Raw genomic sequence first — 19,559 nt, 5'->3', positions numbered from 1 at the left:
TTATGACAGCGTAAACTAACAGATTGAAAAAGGTGAGCTAAACCGTGTCGACAGATCCTTGGAATGAATTAGAATTGACGCCAACTTCAGACAAACAAGCAATTGAAGCGGCGTATCAACAAAAACTCGAAAATTTAAGTACTGAATCAGATGACATTCGCGCAGAGAGAGAATCTGCGCTCCATGCTGCATACCAGTCAATTTTAAACAGCCTAGTAGCGCCTTTTACTCCATCTGATGACAGCTTAGACAATCCATTGTTTAACGAATTTAGTGATGAACTCACCGAGCTGCTTGGCAATGCACATCGGCATACACAAGTATCTTCATGGCAATTACTGGTTGATCATCCTGCGTGCGAAGTTATGTCTTTGAGAAATGACCTAGCAGCACTGGTATTTGATAAAGTGTTGAATCATCAAAAAACCTGCCAAATTGACAAAGAAATGGTTACCAGTGAAGTGCTGGTTTTTCTGACTGAGCAACTTGAATGGACTACACGAGAAGATTTAAAAGCACGTTATGGTGAAGGGTTTTACTACCGGATGACGCAGCAAGACATCCCCCAACCCGAATTTGTCCCAGAACCGATAGCTGATACAGGTAACCTCGCCAATATTTTTATTGGCCTAACTATTATCTGTGCCATTGGCTTATTAATGATTTCTGTATAAACATGTCTATAAAGCATTTGACCAGTTGAAAATAGCTGGTCAATCATGTTCCTACACTAGTTATCCTCGCCTTCTAGATAACGATTTATTCTGCGTCTCAGCCTCACAGAATGTAATAAAAATGAAATAAATAATTGTAAATTGATTACTTACACGATAGCTTAACACCGTCTAAATATTAGACAAACCAATCATTTAAACTAAGGAAAAGGTCAAAAAATGAAATTGAAGCTTAATAAAAAGAAGATCAAATCACTAACTGCAGATGCAAAGTCACTACCAGCCAAGGCAACCCCAGCGATTGCTGGTGGCTATCAATACACACATGATCAATTTTGCAGAGACTTTTCATTTGGTCCATATCTGTGTCTAACGGATGAGTCAAAATGCAAAACAACGGCAACCACCAATATCCCTACCTGCTACTGCTGATAAAGCATTGATTAAATGAGACCAAACAGCTCACTCCGTTTGGTCTTGATGGCACCTCTTTTTATCACTTCTTAACAATATTCAATTTCTAGTGCTTAAATAACTCTCTGACTTACCATATAATCATAGCCATATAAACCGCTAGGTGGCTAATAAGTATTTACACCTTAAATAGCTCCACCTCGCAACAGTCAGTAAATTAGGGCCTCTAGTCTGCCCGTTACCGAGGGTAAAAACATGAGTATTACTCGCAAGCACACCAACCAACGAATGAGTCGAATTGTCGTACATAATGGTACGGTTTATTTGTGTGGCCAAGTTTGTAAAGACGCAACGCAGGGGATCAAAGAGCAAACGCAAACCATGTTAGACAAGGTTGATGCACTCCTTGAAGAAGCGAACAGTGACAGAAAGCATATTTTAAGCGCCACAGTTTATATCAGCGACATGCAATATTTTGCGCAAATGAATGAGGTATGGGATGCATGGGTGCCAGAGGGACACGCACCAGCAAGAGCCTGTGTGCAAGCGGCTATGGCAAGACCTGAATTATTAGTAGAAGTCTCTGTTGTTGCAGCCGTAAAACAAGACTAATCTTGATGAGTTAGCCGATATGTCGGCTAACTTTTTATATCACCACATCATTACGAACCAGCAGCTCTTTTAGTACAGCATCAATGCGAGTTATCGCAACATCAAAGGCGGCTCTTGTCGTCGGCCCACCCAGTGTAAAGCGAATACCATTTATCTCACACACCTCATTCGGCGAGGCAAACACGTCCAGTGTTCGCAACTCAACTAACTGAGCCTTAAACTGCGCCGCGACATAATGCATATTCAGATGTGCTGGTAGATACCAACACACATTCAAGCCAAAAAACACCGCTTCAAAGCCATATCGGATCAGGGCCTTTTCAAGTGCAGTTTGTCTGTAACGGATCTCTTCTTCTAATTTCACTTGCACATACTGATACTCTTTACTTTGCAGTGCGCGCATCATCAACTCAAAGTTTGTCATAGATACAGACCAGCATTGAGCATGTACTGTTGCAATGAGCTGCTGTTGCCACAGCAGAGGTGCCAACATATAACCAGTTCTCAGGCCACCACTAAAATATTTTGAGAAACTAGCTAAATAGAACACACGATCCGGTGCTTGTTGCCACAATGGCAAGCGCCAGTTTTCTGGTAAGCAATAGTTCACATCATCTTCGAGAATAAAAAAATGATATTTACGACTCAATGCCAGTATCGCTTGCAATGTTTCGTCACTATATTGCACGTTAGTTGGGTTTTGACAATTTGGGGTAATATAAATCGCTTTAACCATGTTACTTTGACAAATAGACTCAAGCCTATCCAAATCGATACCTTGCGAATTAACAGGCACCCCTTGAGATTGCAACTTTAGGCTTTTACATGCTCTAAAAAAACCAGGATACGTGAGTGATTCATGTAAGACGAGATCCCCAGATTCACATAAGGCTGATAAACAGCTGTAAATCCCCTGCTGCGCGCCTTGGGTGAAGATAACTTCGTGTTGTTCACAGGCAAAGCCGCGTTGCAATAGCCAATCCCGATAAAATTTTTGATGCCTAGGCAGACCATTCAATTTGTATGACAGTAGCTCCCCAAGCTCCGTTTGACTTTGCGACAAAGACTGCATTGCTCTCGCTATGATGCTTTCTTGGCCCATTAAAGGCTGAACACTGGCTGCCAAGTCGCTTATCTGCATGTCGTAGTGCAAGCTGTTATTTTTTGACACATAAGTGCCAGCTCCTAATTTTGCTCGAACATATCCGCGCTGCTCCAATAAATCATAAGCTCTTGTCACCGTGCCATGGGTGACATGCAAAAGATCAGCAAGGACTCTTTGCGCAGGAAGACGCTGATCATATGCCAGTTGTTTATGCTCAATCGCCTGCTCAATGAGTTCAGCTAACGCCATGTATTTTGGTTGCGAAGCAGCTAAGCGTAGGTATTGCTCTTTACTAGGGTGCCAAATTGTATCCATAACAATAAATAAATTGATGCCTATTTTTAGTTGTGACAATAATTAAATACGGAACAAAAAGCAACAATTGTATCAATACAATTAAAGGGGGTTATTTTGCCATTGGTTGAACTATCAACACTGTTACCTGCGCTGATACTCTTCAGTTTCACCGCTACAATTACACCTGGGCCAAATAATATTTTACTGACATATTCAGGGTCGAAATTTGGCGTTAAAAAAACACTCCCTCATATTGTTGGGCTCCTAGCGGGGATGACCATCATTCACATTATGATGCTGATGGGGCTCGGTCACTTGGTGCTTACCATACCGCCTTTACATTTTATCTTTAAACTGTTGGCGAGTAGCTATATCGTATATCTGGCCTATAAAATTGCATTTAAGCACACTAAACCTTCACAAAAACAACAGCAAGCACAGCCGCTTTCATTTATACAAGGTGCGCTCTTTCAGCTTATTAATCCAAAATCGATAGCGACCTTACTATCGTTGACAACGGCTTTGACACTCCCTGGAGATTATTATTGGCACTCAGCCATACTCGGTGTTGTGGTATTCAACATCGTGGCTCTTGGCAGCGGTTTAAGCTGGATCTATTTTGGCAAAGTGCTCTGTAAAAAATTACAAAACCCCGCTCATATGCAGCGTTTTAACTATGCAATGGCCAGTTTGTTACTCGCTTGCCTTCCACTTATCCACTTCAATTCTCAATAGGAGTTTAAAGATGCAGCTCATCAATCAACTTTCGCAATCACAATTCAAACAAGTTCATGCATTTTTGTCAGAGCGGAGCTATTGGAGTAAGGGAATAACCGCTGAAAGGTTACAAACAGCCATCGATAATTCGCTGTGTTTTGCACTGGTACAAAACAATCAGCTCATTGCATTTGCCCGTGTTGTCACAGACTGCGCAACATTTGCAAATCTTCTCGATGTTTTCGTTTTGGAACCGTTTAGAGGAATGGGGCATGGCAAGCAACTGCTAGATGCTGTGATCACACATCCTAAATTACAAGGACTTAGGCGCTTTACACTGGTAACGCATGATGCGCATACGCTTTATCGACAATTTGGGTTTGATGATGTGCAATCTCCCGAGTTTTTAATGGAGCGCCACATCCCTACTGCGTACAAGACCGTCTATTAAATAGGTGGGCACAGCGCACCTCACTTTAATACGTGTTGATCAGCACGCGCTTATTTGTCTTTGACACATAAGTGCCTGTTCCTCATTTTGCTCGCACATATCCGCCTGCTCCAATAAATCATAAGCTCTTGTCACCGTGCCATGGGTGATATGCAAAAGATCTGCAAGAACTCTTTGCGCAGGAAGACGCTGATCATATGCCAGCTGTTTATGCTCAACCGCCCGCTCAATGAGTTCAGCTAACGCCATGTATTTTGGTTGCGAGGCAGCTAAGCGTAGCTATTGTTCTTTACGGGGGTGCCAAATTGTACCTATAACAATAAATAAATTGATGCCTATTTGTAGTTATGACAATAATTAAATATGGAACAAAAAGTAAAATTGTATCAATACAATTATGAGAGGTTATTTTGCCATTGATTGAACTATCAACACTGTTACCTGCGCTGATACTCTTCAGTTTCACCGCTTCAATTACACCCGGGCCAAATAATATTTTACTGACATATTCAGGGTCAAAATTTGGCATTAAAAAAACACTTCCTCATATTGTCGGGATCCGAGCAGGAATGACCATCATTCACATTATGATGCTGATGGGGCTCGGTCACTTAGTGTTGGCCATACCGCCGTTACACTTTACCTTTAAGTTGTTGGCGAGTGGCTATATCGTATATCTGGCTTATAAAATTGCATTTAAACACACCAAATCTTCACAAAAACAACAACAAGCACAACCGCTTTCATTTATACAAGGTGCGCTCTTTCAACTTATTAACCCAAAATCGATAGCGACCTTACTATCATTGACGACAGCTTTAACACTCCCTGGAGATTATTATTGGCACTCAGCCATACTCGGTGTTGTGGTGTTCAACATCGTGGCCTTTGGCAGTGGTTTAAGCTGGATCTATTTTGGCAAGGTACTCAATAACAAATTACAAAACCCCGCTCATATGCAGCGTTTTAACTATGCAATGGCCAGTCTGTTACTCGCTTGCCTTCCACTTATCCACCTCAGTTCGCAATAGGAGTTTAAAGATGCAGCTTGTCAATCGACTTTCGCAACCGCAATTAAAACAAGTTCATGCATTTTTCTCAGAACGGAGCTATTGGAGTAAGGTCATAACCGCTGAGAGGTTACAAACAGCCATCGATAATTCGCTGTGTTTTGCACCGGTACAAACTAATCAGCTCATTGCATTTGCCCGTGTCGTCACAGACTGTGCAACATTTGCAAATCTACTCGATGTATTTGTTTTGGAACCTTTTAGAAGAATGGGGCATGGCAAACCGCTGCTAGATGCTGTGATCACACATCCTAAACTACAAGGGCTTATACGCTTTGCACTGGAAACACACGATGCCCATACGCTTTATCAACAATTTGGGTTTGATGATGTGCAATCTCCCGGTTTTATAATGAAGCGCCATATCACTGCAGCCTACATATCACAAGATCAGCGTTAAAGTTATACAGCCGCATACAAGGTATACTCATACATAGGTGCGCACAGCGCACCTCACTTTATTGCGTCTTGATCAGCACGTGCCTATTTACCTGTATTCGTTTGTGGTTTGCATGGAAAGTAACAACCTGTAATCACCGCACCACCTGCAACTTTGTCTGTCAGTTGTTGAGTTACAGTTTTATTAGATAAATTAGCTAGTTTTTTAGTTTTAAGATTTAGTTTCATAATAATTTCCTTATTTAATTAAATTAATACACCATCTAAATGACGGGAATAAAATACCCCAAAAAAACCAAAAATCAACAAATAAACTACCTTTTAAATTTAACTGATATGGAATAACTGTTTAATTAAAAAACAAAAAAGTGTGCTATTCCTAATAATGATAAAAGGTCATTTTGACCCTACTTCAGCTACCCCGTATGTTTTGATGAGTTCAGAGCACGTGAGCCGCTGAATCAATACTTTAGAATTAGCAATAATCCAAAGTACGCTAAGATTGATTTAAATCATCCCATCTCCTTCATTCGACCACAGGCTGGGTCAGCCCATCTCATAATGCTTGTTAATCAGACGATTCAAATTTACTGTAGAGAAAATTAAAAATAAAAGTTCTACTTATGAAGCCAATCACTTCTCTCGCCCTCAGCGGCGTGATGCTTGCCTTAGCAGCAACAGACAGCTCAGCAAGCACTACAACATTTAAGTCTGATGATATTTTTGCCCTTGAATATGCAGCCAGCACACAGATCAGCCCAGATGGCAAAAAAATTGTTTATGAACGCAGCAGCTATGACATCATGCGTGATGTGCCAAAACGTACTTTATGGTTATATGACATAGCGAAAAAGAGTCACTATCCACTCTTTGCTGATCAATATAGCTACAGCCAAGCTCGTTGGTCTCCTGATAGCAGTAAAATAGCATTTACCAGTAATAGTAGCGGCTCTCGCCAATTACATGTGTATTGGATAGAGCAAGATAAACAAGCTGTACTCACTCAGCTACCCAAAGCCATTGGTGATATAACGTGGTCACCTGACGGGGAACAAATTGCGTTCACCATGAATGTACCCCAAGGTAAATCTAAGTTTGCAAAATCAGTTAAATTACCAAGCAAGCCAAAGGGTGCCCAGTGGTCTGAGCCGGTTAAAATTTTCGAAAAAGCCAGATACCAAGCTGATGGACGAGGTTATCTTGAACCAGCTTTCAAACATGTATTTGTCTTACCAGCTAACGGCGGTACACCAAGACAGCTTACTAAAGGGGACTTTCAACACCGTGGGCCTTTGGCTTGGAGTCCAAATAACCAAAACATTGTTTTCTCATCAGATCAACATCCTGAATGGGAATACCGAACTACAGAATCAGATTTGTACAAGGTTAATCTAGAGAGCCAGACACTAACGCAGCTAACAGATTTGCCGGGAGCTGAATACAGCCCAACCTTCTCTGCTAAAGGCGATAAATTAGCATTTATTAGTCGCGGCAATGCGCCAGTGCCTTACGTAAATAACCAATTAACCTTACTGTCAATCAAAGATAAAAAGCTTAAGTCACTGACTGAGGGCTTAGATCGCTCCGTTGCGGATTACCGCTGGGCTGGCAAAGGTGACTTTGTTATTCAATATGATGACCTAGGTAAGCGCGTACTAGCAAAAGTGTCTTCACGAGGCAAAGTTAAGCAGCTGGTAGATGATGTATCTGGTACAACACTAGGTCGCCCCTACGTCAGCGGCAGCTTTACCATGGCTAACAATGGGACATTGGCTTATACCCAAGGCAACAGTCAAGCGCCGGCAGATGTGGCTTACTGGCGAAAAGGAAAAACAACAACACTAACACAGTTAAACCAAGATCTATTAGCCCACCGCACATTAGGTGAAGTACATGAACTAAATTACAAATCAGAGTTCGATGGTGAGCAGATCCAAGGTTGGTATATCACACCACCTAACTTTGACAAATCAAAAAAATACCCGCTATTAGTAGAAATTCATGGCGGCCCACATCTAGCGTATGGCCCTCACTTTAGTGCTGAGTTACAACGTTATGCAGCCGAAGGTTACGTTGTCGTTTACGTCAACTATCGTGGCTCAACCAGCTATGGCGAGCGCTTCGCCTTGTTACTGGACGGCAAATATAGCTCTAAAGAAGACTTTGCGGATCATAACTCGGCTGTTGATGCCCTTATCGAAAAAGGCTTTATCGATGAAAACAACTTGTTCATCGCAGGTGGCTCTGCGGGCGGTATTGCAACAGCCTATGCGGTTGGTCTAACAGACAGATTCAACGCAGCGGCAATCACAAAGCCAGTAATTAACTGGATCAGTAAAGTACTGACAGCAGACAGCTACCTTGGCCAAATCCGCAATCAATTTCCAGGCCTACCTTGGGAAAACCTTGCACATTATTGGCAGCGTTCACCGCTATCTCTGGTAGGTAATGTCACTACGCCATCGTTGATCATGACAGGTGAATTAGACCGACGTACTCCGATGTCCGAATCAGAGCAGTTCTACCAAGCATTAAAACTGCGCAAAGTAGACACTGTGCTGATTCGCGTGCCTGGCGCGCCGCACGGTATTGCAGGTCGACCATCACGCATGATTTCAAAAATTGAGCACACCCTTGCTTGGTTTGAGATGTATAAAAAATAAAATAGCTTAAAACATAAATTGCCGGAAATATCCGGCAATTTTTTTTAGGAATATCAACTTATGCAACTTTATAAAAAGGATAGTCAGCCGATACATACTAGAGGTACATAACACACAGATAAGGAATCATCATGTTATCTAAAATCCTACATCACACCCATATTACTGAACCTAAAGTTATTGAAAAAAGAGCATCACAGCCCTATGTTCCGAGTCATAAAAGAACCAGCGAACTACCTGAAAATGTCCTAAAGCCCACACCACGTGAAAAATCAGCGTATCGAAAAGACGAAAAAGACGATGAGGAAAAGCAACCTCTCGTTAGTAAGGAGCTAGACAAAGAAGCTGCGGCCTATAAAAGGCGCAACCCTGTTTTCAAAGAGCAATATGAAAATCTTGAAAAAGTTGTGGAGCTTGTACAAGAAAAAATCCGCAATCTGCAAAAAGAAATCAACGAGTTAAAAAAGCCGCCGTTGCAACGAACTTTAACTATACATGCCTCCACTGCTGACTCAGCGCCCGATACACCTAAAAGCAGTGAAGCGCCAGAGCATATAGGCAGCAAAGCTTACAAGAACACACAAGAAGAAGACTTGATTGAAATACTAGAGCAGCAACTGAATGATCTTGAAACCCAAGAAGCTGAGATCCGAACCGAAATGATTAACCTTATTTTAGAAGAGCGTAAAAAGTCCAAATAACACGTTCGTTGGGGATTACAAACTCTGAACGAGTGAACAGCTTTCCTAAGTGAAAGCCGTTAACTTTAAACGCTCGCTAAATACCGCCTTTACTGCCTGAGCCACTGCAGTTACGAGAATTACCCTTGTTATACTGCTGGCGAATCTCTGATGGAGTCAAAACCCGATGGTAAAGCTGTATTTCGCCTATTGCACCATTAAACAGCCCTGTTTTAAACGATGAACGACTGCCAATCCGCAGCGGCTTTTCATTACTTAAAGAGCCTTGGCGACCAGTTGGGTCAAAAGCGCTATTGAGCTGTCCATTGAGATAAAAACGCAGCCCTTTACTACGGTCTCTATCTATACTCACAGCAACATGGTGCCACTGACCATCAGAGACGAATGCTTTAGAATCGTAAAAAGTACACGAAGAGTCTGGCTCCTGACAATACCAGCTGCCATCACCATCGGCGAGTTGAAGCGCCAAGTATCCATCATCAATATAAAAAGCATACCCTTGGACATCAGATACTTGGTCTTCATAGCGTTTATCCACAATGATATGCTGACCTTGCGAAGAGGTTTTAACCCAAGTCGACAACGAAAAGTCTCCTGTACTTACATCTAATTCAGAATCAAAAACTTCTACATAGTCGTCAAAACCATCTAAACAAAAAGCTAAATTTGATTTTTTATTCGCAAGTCTTATGCTGTCACCCGTTTCTACGGACAATTGATATTGCTCACTTTTAAGCACTTTAGATGTTGAAGTAGTGTGCCAAATCAGTCCAGCAATAATGAGGATGGTAAAAATGACACCTATCACTGCAAATGGCCAAATATTGACACTCTTATTTGCGTAATCTAACTTTACTGGCTGTACGAGCAAATATCCTTTACCTCGAATATTTTTTATGTGTTCTAACTCATCAAGTGCAGAAAACGCTTTTCGTAAAATACTTATTCGCTGTTTTACATTTTCATTGCCTGTGACAACACCTTGCCACACCATATTCTGTAGCTGTTCAGCAGGTAAAGGTCTACTTTGATGCTCAACCAAAGTCAAAAGCAGTGAGAAAGACAGCTCAGATAGTGGCTGGATCGAGTTTTCTTTGTGTAACGATTTAGTGTTTAAATCGGCATAAACATCACCTATCCACAAACCTTTACATTTTTCTAAACTAAGATTTTTTTCATCCATAAAAAATTTATCCATATATATCAATAACTAACACTTACCCAATTCCGGTAAAAGTAATTTTACTCTTTATTTACCCTGTTTTTCTAGTGTTTTCTGCATCTTGTTACCAATATAAACGCAATTTCTTATTCACTTTGAATCAACAATAAATTCAAACATTTGATAATGGAGTGTCCAATGACGAATACAAAAAAACCTACTCACACAACCATGCTGTTAATAAATATACTCATAGCAACACCCAGTTTTGCAAGTGCTATCAAACAAATGAACCATACAGCTCAAACAAATAATTTACACTGCGATCATTACATTCGCAGCGCACAACACCTGATTGATGGACAAAGTATGGCAATCAACGCTGGGGATACCGTATGTTTAGAAGCCGGTACACGTGGACCACTGAGAGTGCGTAATATGCAAGGAACGGCATCAGCACCTATCACAATACGTAACCAAAATGGTGTCGTTACGTTTGCTCCCTATGAATACAGCATCGCGATTGAAAATAGCCAGTGGCTAAGGGTTACCTCAACCCCAATAGAGGGTGAGTCAGAGTATGGGTTGAGACTTGGCGGTACACTGGGGATTGGCGCATTGAGCGAGCAAATAGAAATCGACCACCTCGAAGTTTATCGCGCTCGTTTTGCTGGCATGTTAATCAAAACAGACCCGACTTGCGATGCCAACACATGGGCTGAGAATTTTACGATGACAGGCCTTCGTATCCATAGTAACTACATTCACAACACCGAAAGCGGCGAAGGTATGTACATCGGGTATACGGGTAAATCCCGTAATCTAGTATGTGACAATGCACTGACTACAGTCTACCCACACAAAATTCAAGATGTACATATTTTTGATAATAAACTTGAGAATATCGCTGCCGATGGCATACAGCTTAACTCAGTACAAGGCAACGCATTTATCACTAATAACACCATATACCGCACTGGGGTCAGTCCATTTGATCCACACTGGCAAAACACCGGCATTCAAGTTGGTGGTGATGGTGTTGAAGTGAGAAATAACTTAATTTATCGCAGTGGTGGCAACGGTATGATGATAGATGGAGATGGGATTAAAGTGCTCAATAATCATATTATCTATGCTGGTGAAAATGGCATATTTGCACGCAATGCTGCACAACAAGATAGTACGATCAGCAATGGCTTACCACATGCTTATAAAGGAAATTTAATCGTTCATCCAGGCAGCTATGCATTGAAGTTATATGCCGTAAACACTAATTCAGCGCACTTAATCATTGAAAACAGTATAGAAAACGATGGTACATTAGATTCAGCAGGAAGGCCAAAGACCTTTTCTTATTTAAATGACGCCGTAATACGCCACGAATTGAATAACCACCACTATGTTACTCAATCAGCATATCAACAGGCTCACTAATGCGTGATTAAAACCAAATCGTCTCGCTGAGTGTGCCGCTGTGCCAAGCTTTGCCTATAACCTTGACTGGCACACTCAGTATTTTTAATAGAGATGAAGCAAATACAATTTAAACGCACTTTTTTAGCTGGGCGTACACATCGTCAATCCTTGCCAACATACCTTGACCAGTACGCCCAGCATTTTTAACCAAGATGAATTAATTACAATTTAAACGAGCTTTTAGCTGGGCGCACACCTCGTCAATCCTTGCCAACATACCTTGACCAGTACGCCCAGTATTTTTAACCAAGACGAATTAATGACAATTCAAACGAGCTTTTAGCTGGGCGTACAACTCGTCAATCCTTGCCAACATACCTTGACCAGTACGCCCAGCATTTTTAACCAAGATGAATTAATTACAATTTAAACGAGCTTTTAGCTGGGCGTACAACTCGTCAATCCTTGCCAACATACCTGACCAGTACGCCCAGCATTTTCCTACTTAATATCAGTAAGTTTGACATCACAGTGCGCATAGCTTTCCAATTTAGCGACAAATCATTCAAGTTAACCTTATGCTTGCTCGGATACAGTTAGCTCAGGTTGGATCTTATACAAGAGCGCCTTAGCTGCATCAAAGTCATAATCATCAATTAAGCTCACCAACTGCTGAAATGTATTGACAAATTTTGTACCTTCATACACGGGTAATAGCTCACTAACCAAATCAATGGCATCGGTATCATAATCTTCAAGCAACACCGTCAGTTGAGCCAACATCTTTGCGACTTGCTGCTCTGTTAAAGCACTCGATTGTGGCGGAATTTCTTTAACTTCATTGGGCTGGTTATTTAAAATCTGCTGAATCGCAAAAATTAAGGGTTCTAGTTTTTCATGGACTTGGTTCAATGCAGATGCATGTGGCTGCTTATCAGCACACACTTGCTCTAATTCACCAGCAACCGCCTGCACTTGCGTCGCCCCGATATTGCCAGCAGTCCCTTTTAACGTATGAGCACAACGCATCGGCGCATCCGGATCTATATATTGTTGCTCCAATGCCTCTTCAAAGTGTGAATGAAAGTGTTGCTGACGATCAACAAAACGCTTAAGTAAGCGTTTAAACAAGGCTGAATCGCCTTGTGATATAGACTTAGCAATATCTGTGTCGATGCCTTCAATATCGGGATAACCCGTATCATCCTTCGCTATTTGAGGCTGTTCTGTATCGATTTTAGATGGCTTGGAAACTGAAATCCACTTTCGCAAAGTTGCAAACATTTTTTCGATATTAAGCGGTTTACTTATAATGTCATTCATGCCGCAAGCAAGTGCTGCATCTTGATTATCCATCATAACACTGGCGGTCATTGCAATTACCGGCAAAGACTCAAACTGACTTTGCTCACGTATTTTGCGCGTCGCTGTATACCCATCCATCACTGGCATCTGACAATCCATCAATACACCGTCGAATGTGCTTTTCTCCAACATATCCAATGCTTGCTGCCCATGCTCCGCCACTTCAACTTCGATACCTTTGCTTGTTAATAAGGTTACTGCTAGCTCTTGATTTAAATCATTATCTTCTACCAATAACAATCGAGCACCAGCCAACTGATGTGCTTGCTCATCATGCTCGTGATTGTGCTCAGCAGACTCTTCGCTAAACCCAAACGCTCGCTGCATCGAACTATAGACATCATCTGCTAAAAATGGTTTGAGTAAATAGCTCCCTCGCTCAATATGCTTCAAGCAAGCGTCAACATTTTGCGCCTCATACAGGGGCATTAAAATACAAGGAATTGCAGGCTTGGCCTGCTGCACATGTTGAAGATATCCATGAGCCTGTTCAACACGCATATCAATGAACACCATATCTACAGGCAGTAATAAGTCACCAAAGTCTGTAATGTCAGCAGACGATACACTGCGTGATTCAATTTCAAAGCGGGACAAGCAAGAGCCTAGATAACGGCTTGAACTGAAGTTATCATCAATGATCAGCGCCTCTGTCGCTGGTAACTTCTCTAGCGCTACAGGTTCACATAGCGCATCATCAAGTACCAGTGTGAAACTAAAAGTACTACCCACTCCCTGCGCACTTTGACAATGGATCTCACCTTGCATTAACTCCACTAGCTTTTTACAAATGGCTAGCCCAAGTCCTGTACCACCATATTTTCTCGTCGTCGACGTATCGGCTTGAGAGAAAGAGCTGAATAATTTCGCTTGCTGCTCTTGTGTCATGCCAATACCCGAGTCAACCACAGCAAACTTTAAGGTTAACTCCCCTGCAAGTTGCTGCTCCACACGCACATCCACCAGCACTTCGCCACCTTGCTCGGTGAACTTCACCGCATTACTGCCAAGATTAAGCAGTATTTGCGACAAACGCAGTGGATCGCCAATTAACTTACTGGGTACTTTGGGGTCAATATGCGCACATAACTCCAAACCTTTCTCTTTTGCTTTCAATGCAATTAAATCTAAACAGCTGCGCAAGGTCTCTTCTATCGAAAACTCTACCTGTTCGATATCGAGCTTTCCGGCTTCAATCTTAGAAAAGTCTAAAATATCATTGATTATGCCAAGTAAAGACTCTGCACTACGGTGGATTTTTTCCACATAATTTCGTTGCTTAAAATTAAGATCTGTTTCTAATGCCAAATAACTCATACCAATGATGGCATTCATTGGTGTACGTATTTCATGAGACATATTCGACAGAAAATCTGACTTCGCTTGGGTGGCACTTTCTGCGCGTTCTTTGGCTTGCTTCAACGCCTCCTCTAGCCCTTTAGAGTCAGAAATGTCCATATGAATACCGAACATTTCTTTGCGCCTGTTATCTTGATTCACAAACACACTTTGTCCCATGCTCAAAATCCATTTCCACTCTCCACTGGCAGTTTTCATGCGCAATTCACAGCGGTAAGTATCTGTACTCTTGCTAAGATGCGCCTGAAGTGCACTTTCTACCAATGCCACATCATCTGGGTGAATAAGCTCCCGCCAACGGTTGATGGTATTACCATAGCGCAGCTCAAGCTCCCCTTCTTGATACCCCAGCATGGTCGACCAAATACCATTGGTAACGAGTAAATCACTTTGGCAATCCCATTCCCATGTACCTGCATTAGCGCCTTGCATGGCCAAATCTAACCGCTGCTCCGCTTCTTTGAGTTCGCTGTAGGATAATGAATTGGCAAGTGCCACCGCGATATGATTGGCAACAGAGCGCAAAACATTTAAATGCACTTCTTTATATGCTCGAGGTTTGTTTGACTGTACTGTAAATACTCCAATCACTTTGCCATCGACAATCAGTGGCGCACAAAATACAGATTTGGTCTGCTCACCATAGAGGTTATTACACGCTTTGAGCCCCACTTTTTGCCAGCTCTCATCGCTTGCAGCATAAAACTCTTGGCCACTAGATACACAATAAACATCAGCACTACTCACCACCTTAGTATGGCTTTCCAGTGCCTCATAGAGCTCACCTTGTTGCATAGCGTAAATGTAATCTATGTAGTTTTTCTCAGAATAAAACACACCAACGGCAAAAAATTCACAATGTAGGATATCGCTTAGATGCGTGTAAATGGTTTCACTAATCACATGCATATCGTAGGTAGCGGCAACCTCTTTTCCTACTTCACCAAGAACCACAATGTCGCGTGTACGCTTAGCAATTTTCCGCTCTAACTCAATGCTATTTTCACGCAATTGCCTAACCCTCAGCCAAAACCCAAGCAGCAAAGCAATCACGACAATGACCGGCATGGAAATTTGAAACCACAGAGTTTGATACCATGCAGGCACACTTATCACCTTAAGCTCAATCCCAACTTGATTCCAAACACCATGATTATTACTCCCCTGCACCCTAAAACGATATTCTCCTGGCGGGAGCTCTCGGTAGTTAACAATGTGATCTGGTGTGATATCACTCCATTGATCAGAATATCCAACCAGCCAAGTACGATAGCGGTTATCATCTGTCGCTTGAAAATCCAGTGCAGCAAAATGAATTGATAAATTTTTATCTTGATGACCTAAACGAATTTCACCACTGTCGATTTCGATGGGATTACCATCGACAAAAGCCTGTGTAAATGCAACAGGAGGCGCACTAGTATTAACTTTCACGTCTTTTGGGTTAAACCCCGTGATACCATCAATGCTACCAAACAAAATTTGCTCGTCAGAGACAATAAAAGAGCGCGCTAAAAAATGATGGTTGATCAAACCATCATTGGTGGTAAATTGATGAAAAATGCCATAAACAGGGTCAAACTTAAATACGCCACTGGCACTGGCAAACCATAAAAACCCCTCTTTATCTTGGGCTATCGATTGCACGGCAAAATTTACCTGAGAGGCGGTGTTGTCGTACTGTTTAAATTGCTTGGTCGCAATATCAAAGCGAGTGATCCCTAAATTAGTCGCTAGCCAAATATAGTCGCCTTGCTGCATAACGTGACTGACATAATTTCCATTTGGCCCCACTTGTTCGCCATGGGCCGTATACTGCTCGAAGTTAGAAGTAATAGGGTTTATTCTAAATACCCCCTCTCCATCGCTACCCGCCCATACATACCCTTCACTGTCATGAAATGTAAACTCTAGATCTTGCCCTTCGAGAAAATGTACGATTGCGTTATTGCCCGCATCCAGCTTTGTTAAGCCACTTCGTCCAGATAGAACTAACCACATACTGCCCTGCTTATCAAAACTAATATGCTCTACAGAGCGGCGAGAATCCTCTAGCCATGACAGGGGAACTATGCTTAAAGATTTATTATCTTCATCGACGCGATACACACCAAAGCTTGTCGCAGCAAACAGCTGTCCATTTAGATCTCGAGCCATGCTGTGTACACGCAATCGATAATTTCCTCGTAATGTTTTTTCATCTGCAAATGGTGTGAACTGAGACTGACCATCAAAATGTACTAAGCCTCGGCCAGTGCCAAGCCATACGCCGCCCGCTTTGGCCTGCTCTATAGTCAGAACTTGATTGAATAGCCCAGAGAGTAATTGCTCACTTAAAAAGTTTTGCCACGAAATAAACGCAGGAGGATTTGGAAATACTTTTTGCACACCGGAGTAGCGCGTAGCTGCCCATAATAAGCCACTGTCATCAATCAAGATTTGTCTCACATCGCGATTTTGTAATAAGGTGAGTTCGCCGTTTTCAATCACAGGCACAAATTGATTTTCTCGGGGCGAAAAACGATAAACTCCGGCAAAAGTCGCCAATAATATATCTTCATTAAAATGATGTAAGCGCGTCACGCTTGGCAATGCACCTGATGGAATATTATAAATTCGATACTCGGCGGTTTCTGGGTTGAACAAGCCAAAACTGGTGCGTGTCGCTACCCATACTCTACCTAGGTTATCAACAGAAACCTGACGCACCTCAGCATGATCTAACGAATTTGGTGCCACGCCAAAACCCTGAAATTGACCAGTATCTCGGTCTAATCGGTACAAACCATTAGAGGTTCCTACCCAAATACCACCTTTATTGCCTTCACTGATACTCCAAACCCGATCACTGCCCAAACTATATGGATTGTCTTGCTGCATCACAAAGCGTTCAAAGCTCTGCTGATCCTTTTTTAAACGGTTAAGGCCGCCGCCATTTGTGCCCACCCACAAGGTGCCGTCTCGGCTTTCAAATAGCGTTTGTACTTTATTTGCGCCTAGTGAATTTGGGTTTGCTTCATCATGTTTAAAATGGGTAAATTGCTGCTTATCTCGATTAAATAAATTTAATCCGCCGCCCCAAGTGCCCGCCCAAAGCTGCCCTTGTTTGTCAAACAGTAGCGCCCCAACACTGTTTGCAGAGAGTGAATTTTCGTCATTCGGATTATGGTTAAAACTGACAAACTGATAGCCATCATAGCGCTTTACTCCATCTGCACTACCAAACCACATAAACCCTTGGGGATCTTTTGATACCGCATAAATCTGCGGGTTAGCCAACCCATTATAAGCGGAGATAGCTTCTACTTTAACCTCAGTGGTGCCTCTGGCACTTCCTGCAAACACACATAAAACTAGCAAAACAAAACACAGCCGCCAAAGGCGCATATCTGACTCCTTGAATCATTTGAATGACACACTAAACCTTAAGATTTCACCACGCTCAATTAGCATAGTGCGTACTTTTCAAATTGGGTAAGTGTATGCATAATTATTAGACACTTTTCGATAACATGTGCAAAATAAGAAGAAGTTAATTTTTGTCTATCAATCACTCAGTTATGCGGTCGCGTGCTAAGGACAGTCAATTAGCCAGTAATTCTCATTAAGCAAATTTGACGCGGAGAACTCAATGACTTGGAGTGATAACCCTCAACCACTGACTGTGTTAATTGTGGAACCTCATGAAACCATCCGTTCCATGATAGCCAGTACGGCAAAAAAACTGGCGCCAAGCGTCACCGTTGTGCAAAGCTCTAACGGCGTAGATGCGAGAGAAAAGCTCAATTACAACGACATACAATTAATTATCTCAGAGTGGAAACTGCCAAAGCTCGATGGCATTACATTATTGCAATATGTACGTAGTAACCCACGCACAGCTCAAATCCCATTCGTTATGACGTCTGCCACCATAGATCAAGGCAATGTAATGCAAGCGATTCAATGCGGCGTATCCGAGTACATAGTCAAACCCTTCTCAAGTCAAATTTTACTATCACGTTTACAACGAGCATTGAGTAAGCCAGTCCGCCCAATGAAAGCCGAGGCAGCGGAACAAAAAGAACAAAAAGAACATATTACACAAGTATTGGTGGTTGATGATGTCGCTGATAACATCAAAGTGATCAGTGATATTTTGCGTAAAGATTACAAAGTAAAAGCGGCACTGAACGGTAAAAAAGCACTTCAAATATGCGCAATGGAACCGCAGCCTGATTTGGTACTGCTGGATATTATGATGCCAGATATGGATGGCATTGAAGTGTGCAAACGCCTTAAAGCCGATCCCAATACGCAACATATTACGGTGATATTTTTATCTGCATTAGAGCAAACAGAGCACATCGTCAAAGGGTTAGAATTAGGGGCTGTTGATTACATTACCAAACCTGCCAACCCCTCTATTGTGCGATCACGAGTAAAAGCCCACTGCCGTGCCATCGACTCTAACCGCCTCATGCGAGCACAAATTGATACCATGATGGAAAATGCAAAACTGAGGGATCAATTTGATACGGTAAACCAGCAAGAAGTCGTTAACCCCATTAAAGAAATCCAAACCGCCAGCAACGCGCTATCAACCCATTTAAATGACCCGCAAAAAGCACAACAATATTTAGATTTTATCCAGCAAAACTGCCAGCAATTGCAGTCACACCTAGATAATATGCAAGCGCTGCAAAAGATTGAGCGCAATGAATACCCGTACAATCCATCGTCACTGTCAGTCCATAACATAATCGATAAAGTGATATTGGGATTAAGTCACATTATCTCCAAGCAGCAAATAAAAATAGCCAATACCGTCCCTGATGGCTTGCAAGTAAAAGCGGAGCAATCATTGTTGTTCGCTGTATTTACCCACCTGCTGCAAAATGCACTCGAAGCCTCATCAAACGACAAAGCAGTCACAGTCAGTGCACAAAGTGACAATCAATTTCATACTATAGAAATACACAACTCCGACGCAATTGCTCAACCAATCCGGCAAAACTTTTTAGAAAAATTTGTATCTCATGGTAAAGGGACTCGTTCAGGCCTAGGTACATACACCGCCAAGCTGCTCATTGAGCAGCAAAAAGGCTATATCGAGTATCGAAGCGATGAGCAATCAGGTACCTCTGTCTTTGTCAGTATCCCCATGGCGTAATC

General features: G+C 42.1%; 16 protein-coding genes. 11 read left to right on the top strand and 5 right to left on the bottom strand.

Annotation, left to right across the window (positions count from 1 at the left end):
* The first annotated feature begins 44 nt into the window (after positions 1 to 44).
* The 3 genes from QNM16_RS15955 (at position 45) to QNM16_RS15945 (ending at position 1,700) form a co-directional block, all read left to right on the top strand.
* Positions 45 to 674, top strand: coding sequence for a hypothetical protein (locus QNM16_RS15955; protein ID WP_284021439.1), 630 nt, complete (start codon positions 45 to 47; stop codon positions 672 to 674).
* Between the two features lie 219 nt (positions 675 to 893).
* Positions 894 to 1,106 carry a hypothetical protein gene (locus QNM16_RS15950; protein ID WP_284021438.1) on the top strand — a complete coding sequence of 71 codons (213 nt, stop codon included), beginning with the start codon at positions 894 to 896 and terminating at the stop codon, positions 1,104 to 1,106.
* 237 nt (positions 1,107 to 1,343) lie between these two features.
* A complete protein-coding gene (locus QNM16_RS15945; RefSeq protein WP_284021437.1) occupies positions 1,344 to 1,700 on the top strand; it encodes a RidA family protein in 357 nt (118 codons plus the stop codon).
* A gap of 34 nt (positions 1,701 to 1,734) precedes the next feature.
* On the opposite strand, the gene QNM16_RS15940 is transcribed toward QNM16_RS15945, so the two are convergent.
* Complete coding sequence (locus tag QNM16_RS15940) at positions 1,735 to 3,120, bottom strand: aminotransferase-like domain-containing protein (RefSeq protein ID WP_284021436.1); 1,386 nt, start codon at positions 3,118 to 3,120, stop codon at positions 1,735 to 1,737.
* A 96-nt stretch (positions 3,121 to 3,216) separates the two neighbouring features.
* On the opposite strand from QNM16_RS15940, the gene QNM16_RS15935 reads away from it, so the two are divergent.
* Together QNM16_RS15935 and QNM16_RS15930 are read left to right on the top strand one after the other, a co-directional pair.
* Positions 3,217 to 3,837 (top strand): LysE family translocator, encoded by a 621-nt coding sequence (locus tag QNM16_RS15935; protein WP_284021435.1) that lies wholly within the window; start codon positions 3,217 to 3,219, stop codon positions 3,835 to 3,837.
* A gap of 10 nt (positions 3,838 to 3,847) precedes the next feature.
* Entirely contained in the window at positions 3,848 to 4,270 is a 423-nt protein-coding gene (locus QNM16_RS15930) for a GNAT family N-acetyltransferase (protein ID WP_284021434.1), read from the top strand.
* Positions 4,271 to 4,309: 39 nt separating this feature from the next.
* Here the strand turns inward: QNM16_RS15930 and QNM16_RS15925 are convergent, their stop codons facing one another.
* Positions 4,310 to 4,519, bottom strand: a complete 210-nt coding sequence (locus QNM16_RS15925; RefSeq protein ID WP_284021433.1) for a GntR family transcriptional regulator — start codon at positions 4,517 to 4,519, stop codon at positions 4,310 to 4,312.
* A 161-nt stretch (positions 4,520 to 4,680) separates the two neighbouring features.
* Here QNM16_RS15925 and QNM16_RS15920 point away from each other — a divergent pair, with 161 nt between their 5' ends.
* A complete protein-coding gene (locus QNM16_RS15920; RefSeq protein WP_284021432.1) occupies positions 4,681 to 5,301 on the top strand; it encodes a LysE family translocator in 621 nt (206 codons plus the stop codon).
* Positions 5,302 to 5,311: 10 nt separating this feature from the next.
* Entirely contained in the window at positions 5,312 to 5,740 is a 429-nt protein-coding gene (locus tag QNM16_RS15915) for a GNAT family N-acetyltransferase (protein WP_284021431.1), read from the top strand.
* 83 nt (positions 5,741 to 5,823) lie between these two features.
* Here QNM16_RS15915 and QNM16_RS15910 read toward each other — a convergent pair whose 3' ends face one another.
* Positions 5,824 to 5,967, bottom strand: coding sequence for a hypothetical protein (locus QNM16_RS15910; protein WP_284021430.1), 144 nt, complete (start codon positions 5,965 to 5,967; stop codon positions 5,824 to 5,826).
* A 395-nt stretch (positions 5,968 to 6,362) separates the two neighbouring features.
* Here QNM16_RS15910 and QNM16_RS15905 point away from each other — a divergent pair, with 395 nt between their 5' ends.
* Together QNM16_RS15905 and QNM16_RS15900 are read left to right on the top strand one after the other, a co-directional pair.
* The gene (locus tag QNM16_RS15905; RefSeq protein WP_417710051.1) at positions 6,363 to 8,402 is read left to right on the top strand and encodes a S9 family peptidase; all 2,040 of its coding nucleotides are present in this window, start codon (positions 6,363 to 6,365) and stop codon (positions 8,400 to 8,402) included.
* 131 nt (positions 8,403 to 8,533) lie between these two features.
* On the top strand, positions 8,534 to 9,103 hold the full coding sequence (locus QNM16_RS15900) for a hypothetical protein (RefSeq protein ID WP_284021429.1): 570 nt from the start codon (positions 8,534 to 8,536) through the stop codon (positions 9,101 to 9,103).
* A gap of 76 nt (positions 9,104 to 9,179) precedes the next feature.
* On the opposite strand, the gene QNM16_RS15895 is transcribed toward QNM16_RS15900, so the two are convergent.
* Positions 9,180 to 10,286, bottom strand: a complete 1,107-nt coding sequence (locus QNM16_RS15895) for a LamG-like jellyroll fold domain-containing protein (protein ID WP_284021428.1) — start codon at positions 10,284 to 10,286, stop codon at positions 9,180 to 9,182.
* 177 nt (positions 10,287 to 10,463) lie between these two features.
* Here QNM16_RS15895 and QNM16_RS15890 point away from each other — a divergent pair, with 177 nt between their 5' ends.
* Positions 10,464 to 11,699: a right-handed parallel beta-helix repeat-containing protein gene (locus tag QNM16_RS15890; RefSeq protein WP_284021427.1), complete on the top strand. Its 1,236-nt coding sequence runs from the start codon at positions 10,464 to 10,466 to the stop codon at positions 11,697 to 11,699.
* Between the two features lie 558 nt (positions 11,700 to 12,257).
* On the opposite strand, the gene QNM16_RS15885 is transcribed toward QNM16_RS15890, so the two are convergent.
* Entirely contained in the window at positions 12,258 to 17,792 is a 5,535-nt protein-coding gene (locus tag QNM16_RS15885; RefSeq protein WP_284021426.1) for a two-component regulator propeller domain-containing protein, read from the bottom strand.
* A gap of 244 nt (positions 17,793 to 18,036) precedes the next feature.
* Here QNM16_RS15885 and QNM16_RS15880 point away from each other — a divergent pair, with 244 nt between their 5' ends.
* Positions 18,037 to 19,557 carry a response regulator gene (locus QNM16_RS15880; RefSeq protein WP_284021425.1) on the top strand — a complete coding sequence of 507 codons (1,521 nt, stop codon included), beginning with the start codon at positions 18,037 to 18,039 and terminating at the stop codon, positions 19,555 to 19,557.
* The last annotated feature ends 2 nt before the right edge of the window (positions 19,558 to 19,559 follow it).

It is taken from the genome of Pseudoalteromonas umbrosa, assembly GCF_030125375.1.
Lineage (GTDB): Bacteria > Pseudomonadota > Gammaproteobacteria > Enterobacterales > Alteromonadaceae > Pseudoalteromonas > Pseudoalteromonas umbrosa.
The sequence above is the reverse complement of the archived record's forward strand: the minus strand, read 5'-3'. Positions and strand labels throughout refer to the sequence as shown.

What these genes read in the sequence shown, in the direction of transcription:
- QNM16_RS15945 (WP_284021437.1), top strand. Translation starts at nt 1,344, where the DNA reads ATGAGTATTACTCGCAAGCACACCAACCAACGAATGAGTCGAATTGTC.
- QNM16_RS15885 (WP_284021426.1), bottom strand. Translation starts at nt 17,792, where the DNA reads ATGCGCCTTTGGCGGCTGTGTTTTGTTTTGCTAGTTTTATGTGTGTTT.
- QNM16_RS15895 (WP_284021428.1), bottom strand. Translation starts at nt 10,286, where the DNA reads ATGGATGAAAAAAATCTTAGTTTAGAAAAATGTAAAGGTTTGTGGATA.
- QNM16_RS15940 (WP_284021436.1), bottom strand. Translation starts at nt 3,120, where the DNA reads ATGGATACAATTTGGCACCCTAGTAAAGAGCAATACCTACGCTTAGCT.
- QNM16_RS15900 (WP_284021429.1), top strand. Translation starts at nt 8,534, where the DNA reads ATGTTATCTAAAATCCTACATCACACCCATATTACTGAACCTAAAGTT.
- QNM16_RS15950 (WP_284021438.1), top strand. Translation starts at nt 894, where the DNA reads ATGAAATTGAAGCTTAATAAAAAGAAGATCAAATCACTAACTGCAGAT.
- QNM16_RS15910 (WP_284021430.1), bottom strand. Translation starts at nt 5,967, where the DNA reads ATGAAACTAAATCTTAAAACTAAAAAACTAGCTAATTTATCTAATAAA.
- QNM16_RS15915 (WP_284021431.1), top strand. Translation starts at nt 5,312, where the DNA reads ATGCAGCTTGTCAATCGACTTTCGCAACCGCAATTAAAACAAGTTCAT.
- QNM16_RS15930 (WP_284021434.1), top strand. Translation starts at nt 3,848, where the DNA reads ATGCAGCTCATCAATCAACTTTCGCAATCACAATTCAAACAAGTTCAT.
- QNM16_RS15890 (WP_284021427.1), top strand. Translation starts at nt 10,464, where the DNA reads ATGACGAATACAAAAAAACCTACTCACACAACCATGCTGTTAATAAAT.
- QNM16_RS15925 (WP_284021433.1), bottom strand. Translation starts at nt 4,519, where the DNA reads ATGGCGTTAGCTGAACTCATTGAGCGGGCGGTTGAGCATAAACAGCTG.
- QNM16_RS15905 (WP_417710051.1), top strand. Translation starts at nt 6,363, where the DNA reads ATGAAGCCAATCACTTCTCTCGCCCTCAGCGGCGTGATGCTTGCCTTA.
- QNM16_RS15880 (WP_284021425.1), top strand. Translation starts at nt 18,037, where the DNA reads ATGACTTGGAGTGATAACCCTCAACCACTGACTGTGTTAATTGTGGAA.